Source organism: Cytobacillus spartinae, from assembly GCF_042865285.1.
Lineage (GTDB): Bacteria > Bacillota > Bacilli > Bacillales > Cytobacillaceae > Robertmurraya_A > Robertmurraya_A spartinae.
This window is the reverse complement of the sequence record NZ_JBIACK010000002.1, coordinates 98,697-117,322: the sequence shown is the minus strand read 5'-3', so window position 1 is coordinate 117,322 and position 18,626 is coordinate 98,697. Positions and strand designations below refer to the sequence as shown.

At 35.3% G+C, this 18,626-nt stretch carries 19 protein-coding genes; 2 read left to right on the top strand and 17 right to left on the bottom strand.

What is annotated here, in order from left to right; all coding sequences use genetic code 11:
- Positions 1-203: 203 nt before the first annotated feature.
- Positions 204-1,193, bottom strand: coding sequence for a lipoate--protein ligase (locus ACFYKX_RS06585; RefSeq protein WP_389359293.1), 990 nt, complete (start codon positions 1,191-1,193; stop codon positions 204-206).
- A gap of 31 nt (positions 1,194-1,224) precedes the next feature.
- Positions 1,225-1,959, bottom strand: coding sequence for an MBL fold metallo-hydrolase (locus tag ACFYKX_RS06580; RefSeq protein ID WP_389359291.1), 735 nt, complete (start codon positions 1,957-1,959; stop codon positions 1,225-1,227).
- A 204-nt stretch (positions 1,960-2,163) separates the two neighbouring features.
- Here ACFYKX_RS06580 and yhfH point away from each other — a divergent pair, with 204 nt between their 5' ends.
- A complete protein-coding gene (yhfH, locus tag ACFYKX_RS06575; RefSeq protein WP_389359289.1) occupies positions 2,164-2,298 on the top strand; it encodes a protein YhfH in 135 nt (44 codons plus the stop codon).
- A gap of 254 nt (positions 2,299-2,552) precedes the next feature.
- Here yhfH and hemY read toward each other — a convergent pair whose 3' ends face one another.
- The 3 genes from hemY to hemE form a co-directional block, all read right to left on the bottom strand.
- Entirely contained in the window at positions 2,553-3,959 is a 1,407-nt protein-coding gene (gene hemY, locus ACFYKX_RS06570) for a protoporphyrinogen oxidase (RefSeq protein ID WP_389359287.1), read from the bottom strand.
- A 29-nt stretch (positions 3,960-3,988) separates the two neighbouring features.
- Entirely contained in the window at positions 3,989-4,924 is a 936-nt protein-coding gene (gene hemH / locus ACFYKX_RS06565) for a ferrochelatase (RefSeq protein WP_389359285.1), read from the bottom strand.
- A gap of 121 nt (positions 4,925-5,045) precedes the next feature.
- Positions 5,046-6,092, bottom strand: a complete 1,047-nt coding sequence (gene hemE / locus ACFYKX_RS06560) for a uroporphyrinogen decarboxylase (RefSeq protein ID WP_389359283.1) — start codon at positions 6,090-6,092, stop codon at positions 5,046-5,048.
- A gap of 352 nt (positions 6,093-6,444) precedes the next feature.
- Between hemE and ACFYKX_RS06555 the strand changes: the two genes are divergently transcribed.
- Positions 6,445-6,957, top strand: coding sequence for an antibiotic biosynthesis monooxygenase family protein (locus tag ACFYKX_RS06555; RefSeq protein ID WP_389359281.1), 513 nt, complete (start codon positions 6,445-6,447; stop codon positions 6,955-6,957).
- 42 nt (positions 6,958-6,999) lie between these two features.
- On the opposite strand, the gene ACFYKX_RS06550 is transcribed toward ACFYKX_RS06555, so the two are convergent.
- From ACFYKX_RS06550 to ACFYKX_RS06495, 12 genes are all read right to left on the bottom strand, one after another.
- A complete protein-coding gene (locus ACFYKX_RS06550; protein WP_389359279.1) occupies positions 7,000-7,635 on the bottom strand; it encodes a response regulator in 636 nt (211 codons plus the stop codon).
- Between the two features lies 1 nt (position 7,636).
- Positions 7,637-8,677 (bottom strand): sensor histidine kinase, encoded by a 1,041-nt coding sequence (locus ACFYKX_RS06545; protein ID WP_389359277.1) that lies wholly within the window; start codon positions 8,675-8,677, stop codon positions 7,637-7,639.
- Between the two features lie 10 nt (positions 8,678-8,687).
- Positions 8,688-9,512, bottom strand: coding sequence for a cell wall-active antibiotics response protein LiaF (liaF, locus tag ACFYKX_RS06540; protein WP_389359275.1), 825 nt, complete (start codon positions 9,510-9,512; stop codon positions 8,688-8,690).
- 401 nt (positions 9,513-9,913) lie between these two features.
- On the bottom strand, positions 9,914-10,831 hold the full coding sequence (murQ, locus tag ACFYKX_RS06535) for an N-acetylmuramic acid 6-phosphate etherase (protein WP_389359273.1): 918 nt from the start codon (positions 10,829-10,831) through the stop codon (positions 9,914-9,916).
- Between the two features lie 55 nt (positions 10,832-10,886).
- Positions 10,887-11,885 carry a BadF/BadG/BcrA/BcrD ATPase family protein gene (locus ACFYKX_RS06530; protein WP_389359271.1) on the bottom strand — a complete coding sequence of 333 codons (999 nt, stop codon included), beginning with the start codon at positions 11,883-11,885 and terminating at the stop codon, positions 10,887-10,889.
- Positions 11,886-11,898: 13 nt separating this feature from the next.
- Positions 11,899-12,963, bottom strand: coding sequence for a serine hydrolase domain-containing protein (locus ACFYKX_RS06525; protein ID WP_389359269.1), 1,065 nt, complete (start codon positions 12,961-12,963; stop codon positions 11,899-11,901).
- A 36-nt stretch (positions 12,964-12,999) separates the two neighbouring features.
- Positions 13,000-13,833: a carbohydrate ABC transporter permease gene (locus ACFYKX_RS06520; RefSeq protein ID WP_389359267.1), complete on the bottom strand. Its 834-nt coding sequence runs from the start codon at positions 13,831-13,833 to the stop codon at positions 13,000-13,002.
- 10 nt (positions 13,834-13,843) lie between these two features.
- On the bottom strand, positions 13,844-14,737 hold the full coding sequence (locus ACFYKX_RS06515) for a carbohydrate ABC transporter permease (protein WP_389359265.1): 894 nt from the start codon (positions 14,735-14,737) through the stop codon (positions 13,844-13,846).
- Positions 14,738-14,831: 94 nt separating this feature from the next.
- Positions 14,832-16,223 carry an ABC transporter substrate-binding protein gene (locus tag ACFYKX_RS06510; RefSeq protein WP_389359264.1) on the bottom strand — a complete coding sequence of 464 codons (1,392 nt, stop codon included), beginning with the start codon at positions 16,221-16,223 and terminating at the stop codon, positions 14,832-14,834.
- 102 nt (positions 16,224-16,325) lie between these two features.
- Positions 16,326-17,174, bottom strand: a complete 849-nt coding sequence (locus ACFYKX_RS06505) for a MurR/RpiR family transcriptional regulator (protein ID WP_389359262.1) — start codon at positions 17,172-17,174, stop codon at positions 16,326-16,328.
- A 275-nt stretch (positions 17,175-17,449) separates the two neighbouring features.
- Positions 17,450-18,232, bottom strand: a complete 783-nt coding sequence (locus ACFYKX_RS06500; RefSeq protein WP_389359260.1) for a Cof-type HAD-IIB family hydrolase — start codon at positions 18,230-18,232, stop codon at positions 17,450-17,452.
- A gap of 95 nt (positions 18,233-18,327) precedes the next feature.
- Entirely contained in the window at positions 18,328-18,594 is a 267-nt protein-coding gene (locus ACFYKX_RS06495; protein WP_389359258.1) for a phosphocarrier protein HPr, read from the bottom strand.
- Positions 18,595-18,626 lie beyond the last annotated feature (32 nt).

Below are 18,626 nucleotides of genomic sequence, written 5' to 3'. Positions count from 1 at the left end.
GTCATTCAGTTTTTAAAATATAATATTTTCTAAATATATTATATTGAAAGAAAGATATGGATTCAAGAGAAAACGCATACATTAATGAATTTTCTAAATTTTCTTTTGAACACAAGTGTTTTAGTAAAAAAATGGTACCTTTTCAAGGTACCATTTTTATTTCAATTTAATATTTGTTGTTTTTCTTATATAGCATATTTCAATTAATAGATAAGCTGGATGAACTCCTCTTTTGTTACGTTTCCAAAATAATGTGGAATTTGAACACTATCTAATGCCGCTTCAATTTCTGCTTTTTCATAGCGAATGCCCACTAATCTCTGTTCTATTTCACTAATATCTCCTACTCCAAAGAAATCACCATAGATTTTGCAGTTATCAATTACACCTTTATTAACTTCAAGCCTTACATCAATTTGACCAACAGGAAAGCGGTGCGAATGCTGAAGATTAAACTTTGGAGATTTTCCGTAATTCCAGTCCCAGTTTTGATAGCGCTCTTTTGATAGAGCGTGTATATTCTCCCAATCCTTATCTGTTAGCTTATACTCGGTAATACTTTCTTCATCCCCAAAGATACTTTTTAAAAGAAGAGACCTAAACTGTTCAATGGTCAGTTTTTCTGATAAAAATTCGGAAATATTGGCTACCCTACTTCTAATTGATTTAATTCCCTTTGACTCAATCTTGTCCTTTTTAACTTTTAGTGCAGATACAACACTTTCAATTTCGGAATCAAAAAGCAATGTTCCATGACTGAACATTCTACCCCTAGTAGAAAATTGTGCATTTCCGGAAATTTTTCTACCCTCAGCTAAAATATCATTTCGCCCACTTAGCTCAGCATTTACACCTAGCTTTTCTAGGGCTGATATAACAGGTTCCGTAAATTTCGCAAAGTTATGGAAGCTTTCCCCATCATCCTTTGTAATAAAACTAAAGTTGAGGTTGCCTAAATCATGGTAAACGGCTCCGCCTCCTGATAGTCGACGAACTACATGGATGCCATTCCCCTCCACGTAATCTGTATTAATTTCTTCTATTGTGTTTTGATTTTTGCCAATAATGATGGATGGCTCGTTTATGTAAAATAATAAATAAGTTTCATTAATATCTAAATTTTTCAGCGCGTATTCTTCTATGGCTAAATTAATCCTTGGGTCTGTAATACCTTGGTTATCTATAAATAACATGTGAGTTTCTCCCCAGCTTAGTTTTTTGTGTTTACAAATTCACCGATTGTCCAAATGATGCCAATGAGATAGGTCCTGCATATTTTTGAGAAGCTTCATTTACTAAATTTGTTAATTCGCCGTAGTGAGGTAGATGGGTTAACACTAACTGCTTTACATTAGCTTGTGTAGCCAAATTTCCTGCATCAAAACTATTCATATGCCCAGCCCCTTTGCCATCTTGATTACTGTAGAAATTACATTCACACAATAATAAGTCTGCATCTTGGCAGAATCCAATAAACTCCTCTTTATAGGCAGTATCAGCAGTATACACAAAACTTTTCCCGTCTACCTCAAACCTCATGGCATAACAAGGTGCTGGGTGCACGGTTAATAAGAATTGAACGGTAAAAGGCCCTACCTTTAAAGTTTGATTAGGATCATAAGCAATGCCTTGCGTTATATTTTTATAAGTTAATTTTGCGAACTCTTGTTGATCTAAGGAATGAGCGTATATCGGTAACGTGTTCATTTCCTTCCCTAGAAAGCCTTGAATTAATCTTGCATGTTGTAGGACTCCAATATCAGCAATATGATCAGGATGGTAATGAGAGAGAATAACGGCATCTAATTCTTCTGGTTGAACAAAATTTTGTAGCTTAGCTAATACACTACTCCCACAATCAATTAATAAATTGAACCCATCGTGTTCTAATAAATAGCCTGAGCTCGCTTCGTTAACCTTAGGGTATCCTCCCCAAAAACCAACTGTTGTTAGCTTCATAAAATCCCTCCGAAAATAGAAATATAATACATACATTCATTGTATTAGATTATGCCTAATTTTTCATTTTTAAAAGATAAATTAAAACAAGAAGACGGAAAAGCCCTTTTTTAAAAACAGGGATTGACACTATTAATCTGTTATAATACAATTACATTAATATTAAATCTGTTTATAACACACAAACATACTGGAGGTTTTACTATGATTCAAAACATCGTTGAGTTTTTCAAAAATTTGCCGCCAAAAGAATGTGTCAATTGTGGAAACAAAATGGAAGAGCAGCATGAATGTTATGGAAATAAATGCGATAGTTGCCTTGGTGTAACAGATATTTAACTTACTAATCTCTTATTTTAATAATTTTGATATTTTCCATGTTGTTATGGGATTAGACTTTTTTTCTAATCCCATGAAAATCCCTTCCAACGCACTTTTAGTGCAACTTTGAAAGCCAGTCGTAGGTATAAACGACTGGCTGCTTTTTTTACTATGGTTCTGTTTATCTCGGATGTAGATATACACTCCAAGAGCTTGCTTTCCGCGGTTCACCAAAAAGGAACTCTACTAAAAAGTAGAGTCCCCTAAATGTTCTATTTAATGTAGTCTAAAACGTATTTTACTGCTGCTTCTCCTTGATCAATACAATCCGGTAGTCCTAGTCCCTCGAAAGAACTTCCTGCAAGGAACACACCTGGTAGCTCCTCTTTTACATGTTGTTTCACCTTTGCAATTCTCTCTTTATGCCCCACCGTATATTGAGGCATAGAATCTTTCCACCTAGAAACAATCGAAAAATCAGGATCCATGGTAATATTCATCGTTTTGTTTAGATCTTCTAGCACAATCTTAACGATTTCGTCATCTGACAAATCTACAACCGCTTCATCACCAGCACGACCTACATAACATCTCAGTAACACTTTACCTTCTGGACATGAATGAGGCCATTTCTTATGTCCCCATGTGCAAGCAGTGATGGTATAGTCGCTGTTTCTTGACACAACAAAACCAGTACCGTCTATATCCTTTTCAATTGCTTCCTTTGGAAATGCCATTGCAACAGTTGCAACAGAAGTCGCAGGTACATCCTTAAATACATCAAAGAAATGATTTGAAAACATGTTTGGTAAAATATGATGAGGTACTGTAGAAACGATACAATTTGCCTCTAATACCTCGCCACTATTAAGTTCTAAATCATACCCTTTTAGTGTTTTTCTAACTTTTTCTATTCGGTAACCTTTAATGACTGAATGAGGCTCAAGCTTTTTCTCAACAGCCTCAACAAGTGATTCTAAACCGGTGGTTGGTGTCAGAAAAATCCCTTTTTTCTCTGCTTTGTTATCCTTGTTTTTTGGTGCTGGAGTTGCTTTTTTCATACCGAGTATTAAGCTTCGGTACTTCTGTTCAACCTGATAAAACTGTGGGAAAGTAGACATTAGACTCATTTGATCAATGTCACCTGCATAAATACCAGATAATAGCGGCTCGATTAGATTCTCAACTACCTCGTCTCCTAGTCGTCTACGGAAGAATTCTCCTAAAGACTGATCTTGTGCAGGATTGGACTTTGGTAAAAGAAAATCTGCTGCTGCTCTTATCTTTCCGGTTGCAGAAAATAAACCGGTTGTAACAAATGGCGTAATTTGCGTTGGGATCCCCATGATAGATCCACCTGGCATAGGATGAAGACGATCATGAACAAGTACATATGATTTACCGGCTTTATTGTTAACTAACTTCTCTCCCATCCCGACTTCATTTGCTAGTCGTGAAGCACTTTGTTTACGCTCTAAAAAAGAATCAGGACCTCGCTCAATCACGAATCCATCTCTAACTACTGTTTGGATTTTCCCCCCTAGTCGATGTGTTGCTTCGACTATTTTCACATCCAATGGTAGACCTTTTTCACGTGCTTCCTTTTGCAAATAGTAGGCAGCTGTTAGCCCGGTAATTCCTCCCCCGATGATTACAACCTTTTGTTTTTCTTCCAACACAGTGAATCGCCTCTTTACATATAATTTGACTACTTGTTAGTCAATAAATTTAAAACCACTGTCGCCATTGCATCAATAAACTGAGGTTGAGCATTTGGCATTGCAGGTCGGTAATAGCTTACTCCTAATTCATCCGTTACTACTTTACATTCATAATCATTGTCATATAACACTTCTAAGTGATCTGATACGAATCCAACTGGTGTATAAACAAAAGCTTTATAGCCTTTTTCTTCATATAATTCTCTCGTTAAATCTTGAACATCTGGTCCGAGCCAAGGTTCTGGTGTATTTCCTGCACTTTGCCAACCAACTGCGTAATTTTTTACACCGGCCCCTTTCGCAATCATATCAGCTGTTTCCTGCAACTGATTTGGGTAAGGGTCCCCTGACTGAAGAATCTTTTCAGGTAAACTATGTGCGGAAACAATTAGTACTGCTTGTTCCTTTTCTTCCTCTGGCATGTTTTCAAATGTAGCCTTTACTTGATCCACCCAGTATTGAATGAATTTTGGCTCATCGTACCAACTCTCAACCGAAACGATACTTGGACCACCTAGCTTTTCTGCTTCCTCTTTTGCTCTACCGTTATATGATTTAACACTGAATGTTGAGAAGTGAGGAGCTAATACAATACTTACAGCCTCTTCAATCCCATCTTCATTCATTTGCTTAACAGCATCTTCAACAAATGGTTCAATATGTTTTAATCCAAGATACATTTTAAATTCAATATCATCTTGAATAGAGTTAAGATGCTGTTCTAGTTTCTCAGCTTGGTCTAATGTAATCTTAGCTAACGGAGAAATTCCGCCAATTGCTTCATAACGATCCTTTAAATATTCAAGCATTTCTGGAGAAGGCTTTCGTCCGTGTCTAATGTGCGTATAATAAGGCTCAATATCTTCCTCTTTGTAAGGAGTTCCATAAGCCATAACCAATAATCCCATTTTCTTTTTTGTCATTTGTTCCACCTCGTTAAAATCAAGTCTCTAGTCCATTATTTTGCCAAAAAACCTTACTATTTACCAATGATATGATTGAGATTTTTCATCTCCTAGATACTTGAGAAACTAAGAAAAAATCCTACTTGCTTAACTTTGAAGCTGAGTACTCATGAACAAAAGTAGTTAGCTTTTTTAATGTATCTGGGTTCACCGAAGGGAACACGCCATGACCTAGGTTGAAGATGTATCCAGGTTGTGCCATACCTTGATCTAGGATTGCTTTAGCTCTTTCCTCTATTACTTCCCAAGGTGCTAATAAAATGGCAGGATCTAAGTTCCCTTGAACTGTTTTATGAATGCCCATTTCTCTTGCTTCGCTAATAGGCAGACGCCAGTCAAGCCCAACTACATCAAGCGGCAAATCATGCCACTCTAATGCTAAATGACTTGCTCCTACTCCAAACATAATAAGCGGAACATTTTCTTCTTTTAATGCTGCGAAAATACGTTGCATGACAGGTTTGATAAAATAGCGGTAATCCTCTACATTTAGTGCTCCAACCCATGAGTCAAAAATTTGAATCGCACGAGCTCCAGCTTTAATTTGTGATTTTACATATGTAATCGTCATTTCTGCTAGCTTGTCCATTAGGGCAAACCATGCTTTTGGTTCAGAATACATAAAGGATTTTGTCTTATTGTAGTTTTTAGAAGGCCCACCCTCAATCATATAACTCGCTAATGTAAATGGAGCACCTGCAAATCCAATTAACGGTACAGTTAATTGTTCTCTAGTTAAAAGCTTAATGGTTTCTAACACGTATGGGACATCTTCTTCAGGGTTGATTTCCCCTAATTTTTCAACATCCGCTAAAGAGCGAATTGGGTTGTCAATCACCGGTCCGATCCCCGATTTAATTTCTACATCCACGCCAATTGCTGGTAGTGGAGACATAATGTCCTTATAAAGAATGGCAGCATCTACATTATATTGTTCAACTGGAAGTCTTGTAACATAAGCACATAATTCCGGCTGATGCGTAATTTCAAATAAGGAATATTTTTCTTTTATTGCTCTGTATTCAGGTTGTGATCTACCAGCCTGACGCATATACCATACAGGCACGTAATCCGTTTTTTCTCCTTTTGCAGCTTTTAAAAATGTTTCATTTATTTCTTTCACCATGAAAATATATCCACCTTTCAAGACTTTCTATTTCTCATTTTAATATAGATTCTTAAAAATAAAAAACAGACAGATTCTATACACTCCTTCTAATATAGCCTTTTCTACTATCGATGTATAGATAACCTTATCAACTGTCAAAAAATTGACGTTTTTATCGAATTTAAAAAGTCGACTTTAAGATTTTACATTTGAACCTAATCCGAAGATAATTTTATTCTAATGATTTGTATGACATAAATCGATGTCAAAAATCACATTTCTCTTCAGAATAGCATGCTTAAGATTATACTTTACCAGAATAGGGAAGTTATAATGATGGTAGAAGACTAGTAAAAGAGGTGTAACCGATATGAAGCTATACATTACGACTGGAACCTATGATTTTCTTAAGAAATTGAAAGACCAGAATTCACAGGAAACAATCGTTCTTATGCAAGATGGAGAAACTAACCTCCTTGTACATGAGACAAGTGGAGAAACCATATTTAATGAACCTAGACGTTACGAAGTGATTGATTCATCTGGCACAATTGAAAACGGTGGTTTCGTGGTTATGAATAATATTCCCGTTACAGAGGAAGGGCGACCTATTTTTGAATTTCGTTTTAAAAATCGTGCAGGTCTAATCGAGCAAGAACCTGGTTTCGTTGGAATTAGAGTTCTACGACCTTTAAATTCGGATACATATGTCATTCTAACTGTTTGGGAAAATGAGAAATCCTTTCTTGACTGGCAAACTTCTAAAGCTTATGAGAAGGCACATGAAAAGCGTGGGACTGAGAAGGGTGTTGATCAACAACAACCTAATATATTCTCAAGACCTTCCTATGTGACGAAATTAATTATTCCTGAAGAAGAGTGATTTATTCATTATAATAGGATGGCCCCCCTGAGGACCATCCTGTTATTTACCTTTAACAATTCCGTTTCTATTTGCATAAATCGCAGCCTGTGTTCGGTCTGCTACCCCTAGTTTACTTAATATATTACTTACATGCGTTTTAACCGTCTTAATTCCAATAAAAAGCTCCTCACTAATATCCTGATTTGTCATTCCTTCCCCAATACACATCAAAACTTCTATTTCGCGTTCAGTTAATTCATCGTGAGGTTTTTTTTCTTGTGAACGCAGACGATTCATCATTCGATTAGCTACCTTAGGCTCTATAACGGCTTCCCCACTGGCAGCTTTTCTTATTGCACTAACCACTTCTTCTGCCGTTGCTGTTTTTAGTAGGTAGCTGAAGGCCCCTGCTTCTATAGCGGGAAATACTTGTTCATCATCATAAAAACTCGTGATAATAATAATTTTACATTCCGGATAATCCTTCAAAATTCCCTTTGTAGCATCTATACCCGTTCCGTTTTCCATCAATAGATCCATTAATACAACCTGTGGTCTTTCTTTTAGAACAAGATCAATGGCGTTCTTACCACTATTTGCTTCCCCCACTAACTCAATTTCAGGCTCAGTTAATAAGTAAGAGATGATACCCTTCCTAACCATCTCGTGATCATCTACTACAGCAACCTTTATCAATCTATTCCCTCCCCGTTATAGGAATTCTAATATCTATATAAGTTCCTTCCTTTTCCTTCGAGCGGATTTTAAATATCCCACCAATTTCTTCACATCTTTCTCGCATTGTTTTCAATCCATAAGATGCAATTCGTTCTATCTGGGGATCAAATCCTTTTCCATTGTCACTAATAAACAAATAAATATAGTTTTCCATTTCCGTTAACGTCACTTTCACTTTACTTGCATCTGCGTGCCTAAGAATATTTGATAAAGCCTCCTGTATAATACGGAAAAGATGTTCTTCGGTGGCTTTTGTTACATGTTCAATTTCATCAATACTTGCCTGAAAATCGAGGTTGGTCTTTGCCTTAAGCTCCTGAATTAATTTAATAACACCATCGCAAAGACTGTCATCACTAAGCTGAATAGGTCGTAAATGCAAAAGAAGTGCTCGCATTTCCCCTTGTGCTTTAGCGGCTATTTCAGATATTTCTTCAAGCTGTTTTTTTGCTCTATCTCTATCCACCTCAAACATTCTTAATGTGGCAGAGGACATCATACTTAGCGCGAATAACTGTTGGCTAACAACATCATGAAGATCACGTGCTAATCGCTGCCTTTCCTCCATTACAGCAGCTGTATGAGCAGTTTGAGATAAGGATGTTTTTTCATCTGCTAGCCTTTGAATCGAATTTACTTGCTCTTGTATGTAATCAGCCAATTGATTTAGCTCTTCTGTTATTAATCCAATTTCATCCTTTTCATAGCTCGGTAGTCTCTCAGTATGCCTTCCACTACGTAAAGCTGAAACAAAAAGCAAAATATCAGACAATCTCCCTTTAATTAAATAGCTTCCTTTAATTCCAAAATATGCCCCTAGAAAGAGTAATAGAATTAATAGAAAAAGAGAAAGCCAAAAGGTCATCGTTATGTTTAACGAAGACCCCTCGTTATAAAACAGAAAAATTTGTAGACCAACAAAAAAGGCAATGGCACTTAGAAATGCCATCATTATAAAACTTTGAATGAACCAAATGCGAATACCGTAGATTTTTTTCATACGCATTCCCCTAAACTTTATCAATTCTAATTGAGCCAATTTTAAGTTCAATCGTGATGTTCAGCTTTCTAACTGCCTCATCGTACTCTTTAGATTTATAGAACAATGTTCGGTTTATGGCTTCGGATTGGTTATCAAAGATTCTAATATCCCCAACTTTTATTCTTGCTTGAATTTTAACAGGAATATCTTCAGGGACAATCATTTTAACATCCCCAATCCATCCATTTAAAACCACTGGTGTTTCTTTTTCAGGAATATACGCCTTACTAAAGTCAATGAAATAGTCCCCAACTGTATTATAAAGTTCCAGTGGTTCTAGTGACCAATTAGCCTTTTTCATGCTAACATCACCAATCGAAAAACCTCTTCTTCGATGCTTTGAGTGCTTTAAATGTTTCGAGTGCTTCGGGTGTTTATTTATATTAATAAACTCTTTATTTTCCTTTTCCGTAAAAACATCGGCAGGTAAGTCGTTTTCAAAATGAACTTTAAAGCTATGCTTTTTAAATAATACTGAAAAACCTATATAGATGATTAAATAAGGCCAGAGCTTCCAAATATCTATAAATCTAAAATCGATAAATTCTAAGCGATCGAGTATTAATAAGGAAGAAAATAATAGTAAAAATATAGCTCCAAAGATTCCTTGTCTACTTCTCAACGAATTTATTAGGGCAATCATTCCTAATGTAACTAACACATAAGGATAAAAGCCGACAAAAAGCTCCTTTATTTCCAAGGAAATGACACCTATATTTACAAGTAATAGTACAATTCCAACTGTCAGTAATAATAATGCCAGCAAAACTTGGTTAATGGATTTGTATCTCAAAGCTAAGTCCCTTCTTTCTATACCATAAGATATGTATTCGATATCTTGATTCATATCCCTTTATATTTTCAATTCTATATCTCTATTTTATCTAAAATTTCCGATTAATGAACAACCTGGGGAGTGCTTTCCTATCCGTCTGCAGACGGAATTTTTATTCACATGCCTCATAGACTTATATTCCTTTCTGTGATTCTGAACATATTTGTAAACAAAACAAAAGGATTGATCCTTATGCAGAATCAATCCTTTTACACTTCATTATATGAAAGGTTTTTTACATCAAAGATTAAACCTAGATATTAATTTAAAGCAATTGTACTAAGATATTGAAAACCTATAGATTAGAGGTGTTCTAATTAGAACAGGAATGGCTTGCTTTAACTAAGAAATAACTCTACTCAAACATTCCTTTTAATATTAGATAAATAAGTAATTGTATCTGTAATATTCCCCTTACATTTTTGAAGTGCTAATAACGCTTCTTGGTGAGTTGAATGCGTTTGAGCCATAACAATGGCTGGTTTTACTTCGTAGTTTGTCTGTATTAATAGTTCTTCTGCTTTTTCATATGGCTTGTTTGTTATTTCCATAATAATGTTCTTTGCTCTTTCTTTCAGCTTATAATTACTCGTATTCACATCTACCATTAAGTTTTGATAAACTTTCCCTAATTTTACCATTGTTGCTGTACTTATCATATTTAAAATCATCTTATGAGCTGTGGCTGCTTTCATTCTTGTAGAACCTGTTAAAACTTCCGGACCCACAACTACTTCGATACCATCGTCTGTATAATCATTGATCAATGAATCTTTATTGCTAGAAAGGCCAACTGTATAAGCACCAATTCTCTTTGCATATTTAACGCCTCCTATTGGATAAGGCGTTCTACCACTAGCCGTTATCCCAATGACAACATCATTCTTAGTGAGATTTCTTAATTGCAAATCTAATTTTCCCTGCTCCTCGTTATCCTCAGCATTCTCAATTGCTTTAAAAAATGCTTTATTCCCTCCTGCCATAACGGTTTGAACCAACTCTGGATGCGTCATAAATGTTGGTGGGCATTCAGATGCGTCCATCATCCCAACTCTACCACTTGTTCCAGAGCCAATATAAAATAATCTTCCGCCATTATTCAATGAATCTACAACAGTATCAATAACCTTTTTTACTGTAGGTAAGACTTCTTCAACAGCATAAGCAACCGTTTTATCTTCATTGTTAATGGTTTGTATGATCTCAATTGTATCCATTTGATCCAATTTTGTACTGTCTGGATTTCTTCCCTCAGTAGTTAATTTTGATAGCTCCATAGATAAACTCCTTTACTTAAGAATGCACCTTAAGTACCTCTCCGTTAACTGCATCCTAGTTTTGTTGTTCTAATTTACTCCAAGAAAGTCGGACCTTCTTTTTAAAATTCTCATCTATTAATAATCCCGCTCCTTTTATAGCTAATAAATAAGCACCAACAACAGCAGGAATTTCAGGATAAACTACTTTATGATCCTCATGTACAGAATTCAATTTTCTAATAAATAATTCTTTAAAATAAGAGTCTGAAAAAAGACCTCCATGTAAAACAAGTAAGCAATTATTATTTTCAAACTTATTTTGACCAACTTCTACCATCCTTATTAGTTCATGAACTGCATCCTCTAATATACCTGTAGCGACAGGATCTTCTAGTTTTGCAGCTTCAAATACATACTTAGATAAATTCGCTATATTTGGTACCACGCTTTCTTCAGAATATAGTCTAACAAGCTCGGGGACCTGTTGTAGTTGGAAATGATTTAGAATGAGAGAGGTTAATGTTGTGCTATCGCCTCTATTGTCATAAGATTTTAGGACTGCTTTTAACCCTTTTAGCCCAATATAGAACCCACTACCTTCATCTCCGAGAAGATAGCCCCAGCCTCCTACTCTAATCATTTTTGCAGGTTTATAAGAAACTCCATAAACAATAGAGCCGGTTCCAGCAATTAGTAAAAGCCCTGATTCTCCCCAAGTTCCGGAAGCTAACGCCGCTTCAGCATCATTCTTAATCTGTAGTTTTTGTTCGTAAATGGTATCTTCAAAAAGCCTTTTAATAATTTGTTTATCACTCTCTCTGTCAGCGCCAGCTAAACAAAGCTGAATGCTTTCAACTTGCTTAAACTCTGAACCAGAATCAATTAATACTTTATCTATTAAATGTGTTAATGTAGTAAACACCTTTTGATGTGGAATCGTTTGGATATTACTTGATGTACCAATAGTCTTTGATAAAATATTTCCTTGTTCGTCACCAATAACACAACTCGTTTTTGTACCTCCACCATCAATCGCTATCCATCTTTTTCTTGCATTATTCTTTAATCGCATAATCGTTCCCTCATTATTTAGTTACTCCATTCATTTCTAAAGCTATTAAGTTGTGAATAATCCTTCTCATTCGACTTATATTTTTATCACGACCGAAATGAACACGATTTGTAAGAAGAATGATAGAGTAATTGTTCTTTTTAGAAAACCAAATGGATGTACCTGTAAAACCAGTATGACCAAAGCCATCCTGTAGAAACTGACCAGAGAATGATGGAGAATCATACAACTCCCATCCTAAACCTCTGTTTAATTTTAATCCTTTTGTGTAGGAGACTGAACTTAAATTAATGGATTGTGATGAAAGAATCCTTTTGTCATTAGACACACCACTATTTAAAATCATTCTTGCATATAAGGTGAGATCCTCTAACGTGGAAAACAATCCGGCATGACCACTAACTCCTCCAAAGTGAAGCGTATTTTCATCATGAACTTCTCCCCAACGATAATCATTTTCTGTTTCAATAAATTCCGTTGCAGCAATACGTTCTTTTTCATTCTTAGGTGGATTAAAGTATGTATCTTTCATACCTACCGGTTTAAAGATAGATATGTCTGTATAAGAAGCTAGTGATATATCTGCTAGTGATTCAATAATCTTACCAAGCAGGATGTAATTTAAATCGCTATAAATTACTTCTGTTCCCGGACTTTTCTTGTCTTGGATTTGAGCGATCATATCAATAGCTTCTTCCTTGCTAACATTATTGAGATGAAATTTGATTTCTGGCTGAAATCCACTTGTATGGGTTAATAGATGCCTTAAAGTTAAATCAGAATGATTAATTTTAAATTGTGGGATATAGTAGGAAATCTGATCATCTATATCTAATACTCCCCCATCTAGAAATTGTAAGATGGAAGGTAAAGTAGCTGTAACTTTTGTTAGAGAGGCTAAATCGAAAATCGTCTTCTCTGTCATCTTTATTTTTTTATCAAAATGCGCATACCCAAAGGCTTGTTTATATAAAGTTTTTTCAGCGGTAGTAACCCCAACAACTGCACCAGGAATATGGTCTTCTTCTATCATTTTATTAATAAAATGTGCAACTTTTTGAAAGTTAGTTTGTTCCATTCCTGTCCCTTCCTTACTTTAAAGATAGAATTAATCTTATTTGATTGCTCCCTCCGTCATTCCCTTAACTATATGGCGTTGGAAGATGGTGTAAAAGATGATAACTGGGATTACTGCAATACATAAGCCAGCGAACATTACTCCCCAGGCACTCTCGTACTGAGCGTTCGTTTTTAACAAGTCCATTGCTACACCCAACGTATTTTTACTATCTTGTTGTAGAAGAATTAAGGCCATAAAATATTCATTCCAAAACGAAATGGCATTTAATATAGAAGCTGTTATAATCCCTGATTTTACTAACGGGGTTACAATTTTAAGGAGGATACCATATTGACTCATTCCATCCATGGTAGCAGCTTCTTCTAATTCCTTTGGTACATTTCCCATAAAGCTTATTAAAATAAAAATGGTAAAGGGGATATGGGATACAGCATAAATTAGTGACAGAGCCCATAAATTATCCAACATGTTTAGTTTTAATAGTAGGAAGAATAGTGGAATCCAACCTAATACGGCTGGTATCATCATCGAGGCAAGATATGAATTTAATAAGATTTCGCTTCCTTTAAAACGTAATCTCTCAAGTGCATAGGCCGTTGGGATAGAGAAAACTAAACACAGGACCGTTCCTAAAATAGTGACAAATAAACTGTTCACAAAGGCAGTTCCGATTTGATAATCCGTCCAAGCAGCAACAAAATTATAGAAATTAAATTTTTCTGGTAAGCCCCAAGGTGAAGCAAAAATTTCTGCATTTGTCTTAAATGCACCAATAAACATCCATACAAGAGGGAAGATAACGATAATTGACCAAATCAATAAAGGTATTCTTACTGCTAATCTAGATAAAGTTTTAAGAATTTTCATTATTTCCCTCCTAATACTCTACTTTTTCTTTCTTTAGTAAAAACTGTAAAATTACAACAGAAACTAGAGATACAACAAGGATTAAAACGCCTATTGCTGCTCCATAGCCAAACTTAAAATCCTCAAAAGCCCTTTGGTATAAATAAGATCCCATAACTTCTGTCGCCATCCCTGGTCCACCACCAGTCATTACTTGTACAAGTACAAAAGATCCATTTAAGGATGTAATGACAATATAGATAATAGAAGTTTTGATTTGTGGCCAAATTAAAGGAACGGTAATTTTCCAAAATTGCTGCCAGTCACTCGCACCGTCAATGTCTGATGCCTCATACAAACTCTTCGGAATACTAGTAATTCCTCCCATTAAAAGAAGCATAAATAATCCAATCCCAGCCCAGATTGCAGGTACTGCAATACTTGGCAAAGCCCAATTCATGTCACCTAACCAAGGTCTGGTCCATGCTTCTAAACCTACTGCCCGGAGTAACCCATTTACAAAGCCAATATTGGGGTCATAAATGAATTGCCATAAGATACCGATAACTACTACTGACATGATATTGGGGAAAAAGAAAACGATTCGATAAAATGGAGCTTCTTTTATGCGAAGTTGTGTTAGCGCTACAGCAAAAAAGAGAGATAAAATCATAATTCCAAATACTTTTACAAATACAAAAAAGTAATCATTAAAAATAGCTTTAGGAATTACAGAATCACTTAACAACCTTTTATAGTGATCAATGCCAATGAATTCTTTAACTGAACTGATACCCGACCAATCAAAGAATGAATAATAGAGACCACCTAACATTGGATAGACTGTAAAGATACAGAATACTAAAAAAGTTGGAAGCAAACAGAATGCCAAAAAGGCAAATTTTTGCTTTTTTGTTTGAACCACACCTATCACTTCTTTCTATTAACAATGTACCAACTATAAAAGTTAAGAGAGACGTAGATTCTTAGTCTCTCTTAACTTTTAAACTCAGAACCTATTAGTTTCTTAATTCTTTTGCTTTTTTCGTCATGTTTTCTACAAATTCTTCTGCACTAATTCGTCCCATTAATATTTCAACAATTTGTAGTTTTATCTCAGCGGTGATCTCAACTGCGATATCTTGATCATCACCTTCTGGAGTATTTCTTTTATGAATTTGAACCGTTCCAGGGTTGTTGATCATATCATTAATTCCTTTTAAGAATTCTGGGACATTACTATTAGCTGAAAGGTCTACATTTTTTAAGTTCATAATAGCACCTGTTGATTCAGCAAATTTTTGTGCATATTTCTCAGTAAAGACAAATTCAAGGAATGCTTTTGCAGCTTCTGGATTATCAGCTTCTTGAGCAATAGCAACTGTACGGATATCTGGAACAAGTGCCATTGCTTTTCCTGAATCATTCATCGGCGTCGGAACAAACCCATATACAAATCCTTCTGGAGTATCTTTTTTCATTTCGTTTGGAAGCCAAAAACCAACTGGAATGTAGGCATTCTTATGAAGTAAGAAGTTCATTTGAGATTGGGTATGATTATAAGCTGCAAATCCTGAATCTACTAAATCTGCCCCTACAATTGCCTCAACTTTTTTCATAACCTCTAAAGTTTCTTCACTTTCCCATGCCTCAATAACTCCATTGGACAGGTTATTTAGTAACTCTTCACCACCAGCAGCAGCAAATGCTGGATATAATACTCCACGTTGGAAGTATTGAGCATATTGCCCTGTCGTATTAAATGGTGCAATACCAGCTTCATCTTTAATTTGCTTCATTGATTCTAACCAACTGTCGAAATCAGTAGGTGCTTCCCATCCTTGTTCTTCAAACCATGCGCTATCATACCATACACCCCAAGTATCAAATACAAGTGGCAAACTATAGATTTTTCCACCATCTATTTCTTCCGCTGGTGAAATAAAACTATCTAATAATGGTGTCCCGTCTTCCATAGTAATGTCTTTAGCCCAATCAGCAATATCCATTAGCTGACCATCACTTATCATTTGCGTTTCATTAGATCCAGCTCCATCGATGTAAACGACATCTGGTGGATCGTTAGAAATCCAACGGGTGTTCATTTCTGTATTAATATCTGGACCGGAATGTTCGATTACTTCTACATCTGGATAAGCGTCTTTAAAATCTGCGATGACAGTTTTCCACCATTCATCTCCATAACCACCAACAAAATATTGAACCTCTAATTCTCCTGAAATTCCATTATTAGTTGCTTCTTCATTAGTGCCTTCTTCACTAGTTTCTGGTTCTTCCGTTTTCGGTTCTTCTGATGTCGTTTCATTCGTGCAAGCTGCTAATACAAGAAGAAGTGTAGCAAACACTAGCAACCAACTACTTTTGTAAAACTTACTTTTCAATCTGAACACCTCTTTTTTTATATTTGTTTAAACCTGTTAATCACTACATGATAGTAGAAAGGTAATGATTAAATGGTTAATACCAATAAAAAGTTTATAACGCAAAGAAAGTTATTTAGAAAACTTTGAAATCACTTCCCTTGTTTTATCAAGATATTTAACTGATTCATCAAAATGTATAGAGGCTAATCCGGTAAATACTATATCAATTAGAGTAAGTTGTGAGATCCTAGAGGCCGTTGCAGCACTTCGAATAAATTTTTCTGTTGAGGATACAAATAGGTTTGTGTTTGAGAGTTTTTGTAGTGTGTTATTGGAGTATTCTGTTAGTGAAATGATTTTAATGTTGTTTTCTTTCGCAATACTAACCGTATTAATAATCTCTTTCGTCTCTCCTGAATAGGAAATCGCAAAAAGAACATCTTCTTCATTTAAATTTGTTACGGAAACTAATTGTGAATGACTGTCTATTAGTACTTCACACCATTTATTGATACGTTTTAATTTTTGTTCAAAATCCAGAGCAACGATTGCAGATGCACCTATCCCAACAATGGCAATTCTTCTAGCTCTATTAAGTTCTTGAATGACTTTTTTGATATCTTTTTCATCATTAACGGCAAGTGTATTTTTAATAGAATAGATATTGTTAGAGGCAATTTGCTGTATGGTTTCTGACAGACTCGCTCCTGCTGAAATATCTTGATATTTATGTTCAATGGTCTTTTGTTGTGGAAGAGCAGCAGCTACACTCAGCTTTAAATCCCTATACCCTTTAAAGTTTAACGATCGACACATTCGAATAATGGTTGCTTCGCTCGTTCTTGTCTTTTCTGATAATTGTGAAATGGGCATATGCAATATACCTTTCGGGTTATCAAGAATAAATTCAGATACTTTTCTTTCTGATCGATTTAATAATGCTAGTCCTTGTCTAATTCGTTCTATTCCATTCTCCATCCATATCCCCTATCTCAGCTGTTATGTAGTTTTACTTCAATAAAACCTAATTATTTTTGAAGTTTTATTACATTTTAATGATATGTTTGTTTTGTGGACCTTATTCTTAAAAAAATCAGAAAATTCAAACCAAAATACTATTATGTAGATTATTGAATCAGTCTAAAAAGTCATCGTATGTGTACTAGGACTGATACCCGATTTTAAAAGCTAAGGTATAAAAAAACCGCTGGGCACACCAACACTGTACCAAGCGGTTTCAAACTAAAAATCTATTATTTTAATAATCCAACAAGCTCTAAGCCATGTAAAATACCGTCATTATCTACATGCTTTGTCACATATTTAGCTGTGTTCTTCACGAGTTCTGGAGCATTTCCCATGGCTACACTATTATGAACATATTTAAGCATCTCAATATCATTCAATCCGTCTCCGAATGCATATACGTTCTCATCTTTTATTCCTAGATGCCTTATAGCTTCTTCTATTCCTTTTGCTTTTGATCCTCCTTGTGGAAGAACGTCTGTAGAAAATTGATGCCATCGGATAAAATCAAACTGACTGAACTCTCGTCTATATGATTCTTGATGATCGTCCGTACAAAATAATAATGATTGATAAATTTCTCGGTCTTTATAGAAATGTGGATCAAATGTTACAGGATGATCCACTTTTAGCGATCCTATCGCTTCATCTACGTGCGGGTGACTTTCATAGTTTGAGCGCATGTCCTCATGATCCATATAAATCAATGGATGTTTTTGATCTAATGAATACTCAGTTAGCGCACGTAGCGTCGTGCTATCTAAAGGGTTTTTATATATAACATTCCCCTCTATGACAACATATTGCCCATTAAAGCTTACGTACGTATCCAACTCTAGTTCATCCATTAGCTTATATAGGTTGAACGGAGATCTCCCCGTTGCGATCGCAACTAGATGTCCAAGCTCTTTCAGCCTTGTAATTGCTTGCTTGGTGGAAATAGGTAATTGTTTTTCTTCATCTAAAAGGGTTCCATCTATATCAAAAAAAATCATTTTTTGTGAAGTCATTTATTTAGTTCCGCCTTTTTTCAGATTTTCGGTAGTCGTCATATTTTCAGACTAAAAATACCCCTCAATATATAAATATAGAGGGGTATTGGAATTTATCCGATTAACTTCTCATTTTTCATAAGAGTTTCTAGAGCTTCAAGTGCTTCTAATTCATCAGCACCTTCTGCGATTATTTTAATAACTCCATCCTTTGGAATCCCTAAAGACATAACGCCCATGATGGATTTTAGATTCACCTGTTTTTCTTTATATTCAAGTTTGATTTCAGAGTTGAACTTACTAGCATTACTAACTAAGATAGTAGCCGGACGTGCATGGATACCAGTGCTATCGGTAACCGTAAATGTTTTTTCTACCATATCAGTTTCCTCCAGTTACATGATATTTTTTA